The sequence below is a fragment of the Promicromonospora sp. NPDC057488 genome (assembly GCF_042802395.1).
Lineage (GTDB): Bacteria > Actinomycetota > Actinomycetes > Actinomycetales > Cellulomonadaceae > Promicromonospora.
In genome coordinates, this window is sequence record NZ_JBHVEG010000284.1 from 1 (window position 1) to 4952 (window position 4952).

At 74.1% G+C, this 4952-nt stretch carries 3 protein-coding genes; all 3 read right to left on the reverse strand.

Features of this window, described 5'->3' with window-relative positions:
- Positions 1–78: 78 nt before the first annotated feature.
- From ACFU5G_RS29095 to ACFU5G_RS29105, 3 genes are read right to left on the reverse strand one after another with little or no spacing between them, the layout of a single operon-like run.
- Complete coding sequence (locus ACFU5G_RS29095) at positions 79–3342, reverse strand: GH92 family glycosyl hydrolase (protein ID WP_377252478.1); 3264 nt, start codon at positions 3340–3342, stop codon at positions 79–81.
- Positions 3339–3494, reverse strand: coding sequence for a hypothetical protein (locus ACFU5G_RS29100; protein ID WP_377252480.1), 156 nt, complete (start codon positions 3492–3494; stop codon positions 3339–3341). The genes ACFU5G_RS29095 and ACFU5G_RS29100 overlap by 4 nt, the downstream gene beginning before the upstream one ends.
- Positions 3491–4777, reverse strand: coding sequence for an ABC transporter substrate-binding protein (locus ACFU5G_RS29105; protein WP_377252482.1), 1287 nt, complete (start codon positions 4775–4777; stop codon positions 3491–3493). The genes ACFU5G_RS29100 and ACFU5G_RS29105 overlap by 4 nt, the downstream gene beginning before the upstream one ends.
- Positions 4778–4952: the final 175 nt, after the last annotated feature.

The following is a 4952-nucleotide window of genomic DNA, read 5'->3' on the forward strand; positions in this document are numbered from 1 at the left end:
GCCATTGGGCCCGGAACCGCCGTGATTTCGGGCCGGATGGCTGGGTAGAAGCGCACTTTCGTGGCGACTCCCCCGCGGCTACGTCGTCAGGAGCTCGATGTGGGAGACGGCGCCGTCCTCCTGGAGCTCCAGGCGGACGGAGGTGAGCGGCGCCGGCTCGTCGAGCACGAACGGGCGCAGCTGGCCCGGCCAGGGCCAGTCCTCGCCGGAGCGCTCGTCGAGCACCCGGCCGTCGGCCGCGACCAGGCGCCACGCCGACGGCGGCCGTGTGCCGTCCGCGCCCGAGGTCACCGTGTAGGCGCGCAGCACCGCACCCTCCGCGACGTCGGCGGCGGGCTGCCACTCCAACGTGCCGCGGACGGCGGACGACGTCGCCAGGTCGCCGTCCGTCAGGCTCGGCAGGGCGCCCTCGGCGCCGTGCCAGGAACCGGCCGCACGCAGCCACGGCCGAGGGCTACCGGCCCCCGCCGCAACGCCGACGCCAGCGCCAGCCCCAGCCCCAGCCCCAGCCCCAGCCCCAGCCCCAGCCCCAGCGGACGGAACCGCCGAAGCCCCCTCGTCCGCAACCTCGTCAGCGACCCCGACCGGCACACCCCAGTCCGTCGGCACGTCCGACAGGGCGAACCGCAGGGTCGCTCCCCCGACCAGATCGCCGTTGTCGACCGACGGCTCGGTCACGGCCCGGCCGGCCCCGGCCCCGGCCCCACCGACCTCCAGCCCCGCGACGTACCACCGCTCGGCCGCCCCGGGCGCCTCGATCACCAGGTCGCCGTCGGGCCGGTGCACCACCGCGCGCTCGAAGAGCGGCGACGTGACCGCCCACCGCGGCGACCCGATCTCCAGCGGGTACAGCCCGAGCGCGGCCAGCACGTACCAGGCCGACATCTCGCCGTTGTCCTCGTCGCCGTGGTACCCCTGGCCGATGTCGTTGCCGGTCCAGAGCCGCGTCAGGATCTCGCGTACGACCTCCTGGGTGCGGTCCGGCCGCCCGGCGACCGACCACGTCCACGCGATGTGGTGCGACACCTGGTTCGACTGCCCGAGCTGGCCCAGGCGCACGTCGCGCGCCTCGAACATCTCGTGGATCGGGTTGCCGTACGAGCCGGGCTTGTCGGCCCGCTCCGGCGCCGCGAAGAACCGCTCCAGCAGCCGTTCGAGACCGGCCCGCCCGCCGTGGAGGGCAGCCAGCCCCGCGCCGTCGTGCACCGGGTGGAACAGGAAGTTCCACGCGTCCGACTCGGTGTAGTCGCCGCCCCACGCGTCCGGGTCGAACGGCGCCGGGTCGAACGCGCCGTCCCGGCCGCGCCCGCGGAAGAACCCGGTCTCGGCGTCGAAGAGGTGCACGTACCCGGCTGCGCTCTGCCGCAGGTAGGCGGCTTCGGACCGCAGGGCGCGCCGGCGGCCCTCGGGCGTGCCGGGCGCGTCCGCGAGCGCCTGCGCCATCCGCGCCAGGCCGGCGTCGTTGATGTAGCCCTCCAGGCTCCACGACACCGACTCCTCGACGTCACGCGGAACCCAGCCGTTGGTCAGCGCGAAGTCCTGGCCCTTGCGGCCGACGCCGGACCGGGTGGGCAGCGCCGTGGCGTTGCGCAGCCCGGCGTCGTAGGTGCCGAGCGGGTCGGGCAGGTCGACGCCGCGCAGGTACAGGTCGGCGAAGGCGACGTCGGACGACGTGCCCGTCATCAGGTCGGCGTAACCCGGGGACGACCAGCGGGCGACCCAGCCGCCCTCGCGGTACTGCTGCACGAACCCGTCGGCGAGCCGGGCCGCGACCTCGGGGTACAGCAGCGCGTAGGCGGGCCAGCAGGTGCGGTACGTGTCCCAGAACCCGTGGTTGACGAACATCTCGCCGGGCACCGCGGGGGCGCCGTCGAGCACGGGTGAGGCGTGCACGGGCGCGCCGTCCGCCCCGACCTCCGTGTAGGACGACGGGTACAGGTTCAGCCGGTACAGGTTCGAGTAGAGCGTGACCTGCTGCTCCTCGGACGCGCCGTCGACGTCGAGGACGCCGAGCCGGTCCTCCCACTGCGCGCGGGCGGCGTCGGCGACCTCGTCGAAGGTCCCGGACACCTCGCGCTCCAGCGCGAGCCGGGCCAGCTCCTCGCTGATGTACGACGTCGCCACGCGCACCTCGACCGTGCGGCCCGCGGCCGCGCCCGCCCCGGAGTCGGACGCCAGCGCCACCGTCGCGTACGTCGCGTGGTCCCGCCCGCGGGCCGGGCCCGAGCGCAGCACCGGCGCGGAGATGCGGCCCACCACGTACATGCGGCTGCGGCCCACCGACAGGGGGCTGCCGTGGTCGCTCCAGCCGGTGAGCGTGCCGTCGTCGTGCACGGTGACCGACACGGGTGCGCCGTCCGCGCCGGAGTCGCCCACGGCGTCGAACAGGAGGTGGCCCGTGCTCGCGCCGGGCGGGAAGGTGAAGCGGAGCACGCCGCCGTGGTCGGACGCCGCGACGGCCACGCGGGCGCCGTCGTCCAGTGCGACGTCGTAGCGGTGCGGGCGGGCGGTCTCGTCGTCGTGCGAGAAGCCGATCGAGCGGGCCGCCAGGCCGGCGTCGGGAATCTCGTCACCGTCGGGTCCGGCGGGCACGAGGTGGAACGCGAGCTGGTCGCGGTCCCCCATCCAGGGGCTGGGCTCGTGCGAGATGCCGACGCCCTGCAGGCGCGGCCGGTTGTCCGGCCCGTTGTGCGCGGCCCAGGAGTAGAGCCAGCGCTCGGAGGCGCCGTCGGTCAGCGGCACCCACATGGTGAAGCCGTTGGGCACCGCGGCGGCGGGCACGTTGTTGCCGCGCGAGTAGTCGCCGGAGGAGTGCGTGCCCCGGCGCGTGTCCACGAGGTCGGTACGGCCGGTCACCACGCGCTCGGCGCGCGGCCCCACCGAGACCGTGTCGAGCCAGGCCTCGCCCACCCCGCCGTCCGGCGCGGCGGTCACGACGGCGACGGCGGTCACGCGGCGGCCCGGCAACGCCCGCGCCACGGGACCGAGGTCCACGCGCACGAGGTTCCAGTGGTCCGGCACCAGGATGCGCGCCTCCCCCTGGCCGAGGGCGGTCGCGAGCATCCCGTGCTGGTCGCGCAGCGCGCGCCCGGAGTCGGTCTGCGAGAGCCACGTGCCGTCGTCGAGCCGCAGGTCCAGCGCCACGTAGGTGGAGCGGTAGGTGAGCTTCTCGTCGAGCACGGGCAGGACGGCGTAGCGCAGCTCGGCGCCGGCCTCCAGCGGTACGTCCAGGCCGTCGATCAGCACGGTGCGGTCCGCCCCGTGGTGTCGCACCAGGTGGGCGTCCGCACTGGTCAGGCCGGCGCCGGGGCGGCCGGCGGGGACGTGTGCGGGCCCGGTCACGCGGCCACCTCCCCGATCGGGTCAAGCATGAACGCGGGCAGTGCGGTGACGGCCGCGGGCGCGGCGACGTCGGTGTCGTGGCGAATTGCAGTGGGCCTTTCGTCGCGGGCGGGGACCGCCCTGGTGTCGTGCGGCTGCACGGGTGCGCTCACTGGTCGGCGAGCAGCTTGTTGCACTCGTCGACCGCCGCGTCGAGGGCGGCCTGCGAGGTCTGGTCCCCCGCGATGGCCGCCGCGAACTGCTGGTTGATGATGGTGGTCATCTCCTCGCTGACCTCGACCGGCTGGAGCACCCGTGCCGTGGTGAGGTTGCTGAAGGCGATGGCCTTGGCGTCGCCCTGGGGCGAGCCGTCGCTCTGCGACAGGTCCGGGTTCTCCTGCGAGGAGGCCGTGGACGGGAAGACGCCGGGCACCTCGGCGGAGAACGCCTCCTGGTTCGCGGCGTTCGTGACGAACCGGGCCAGGGCCACCGCCGCGGGCAGGTGCTCCGACTGGTTCGAGACCGACAAGCCCTGCACGTACAGCGGGGTGTCGCCCATGTACGGCGAGGACGCGATCTTGCCCTCCAGCGCCGGGTTGTTCGCCACCGCGCTGTTGATGAAGTTGCCGCCGCCGGTCGACCAGGCCACCTTGCCGTCGGTGAAGAGCTGGCCGTTGCCGAGGTAGGCGTCGGTCAGCACGTCGTCGGGCATGAGCCCCTCGGCGTAGGCGTCCCGGTAGACGTCCAGGAGCTGGGCCGCCTGCGGCGTGTTGAACGTGAACTCGGCGCCGTCGTCGGACAGCACGGGGATGCCGGCCGCCGCGAGGTCGCCGAGGCCGGGCATGCGGCTCATGAGGTACCCGCCGGTCGCGTCGTGCATGGTCCGGGCCTGTGCGACGAGCTCGTCGAGGGTGGTCGGCGGGTTCGCCGGGTCGAGCCCGGCACCGGCGAACAGCTCGGTGTTCCAGTAGTTGACGTCCGTGGTCAGGTACCAGGGGAACCCGTACGTGCCCTCGAGGCCCGCGTACCGGTAGGCCGCGAGCGCGCCGGGTACGTACGTCTCCGCCAGGGTGTCGTCGACGGTGGTGAGGTCGGTGAGCAGGCCCTCGCGCGCGAGGGAGAGGGCGAAGTCCGGCGGCAGGTTCGTGACGTCGGGCAGCTCGCCCGCCGCCGCCTGCTCCAGCACCTTCTCCGAGTAGTTGTCGCCGGGCTGGTCGAGCCAGGTGACCTCGGTGCCCGGGTACTGCTTCTCGAAGGCGGCGATCACGCCCTCGACGTACTCGGTGTAGCGGGGCTGGAGGGCCCACGTCTGGAGCGTGACCGCGCCGGTCACGTCGCTCGTCGCGTCCGCCCCGCCGTCGGGGTCCGTGGTGCCTGTGCCGTCGAGGCCGCAGCCGCTGAGCGCGGCCAGCATGGTCAGGGCCACTCCCGCGGCCCCGATCCTGGTGATGCTCATGACAGTCCTTCCGGCAGAGGCCTCGTCGCGTCCGGGGATCTCCGGTGTGCGTGTGGTCGCCACCGCACGACGAGAGCGCTTCAGCGAGGACCAAAGAGTCTTCGCCGGTTCCCTCCGGTGTCAAGACCGGAACAGCGCCCGTGTCAGACCTGCAGGTCACCGGGGTGACCTGCAG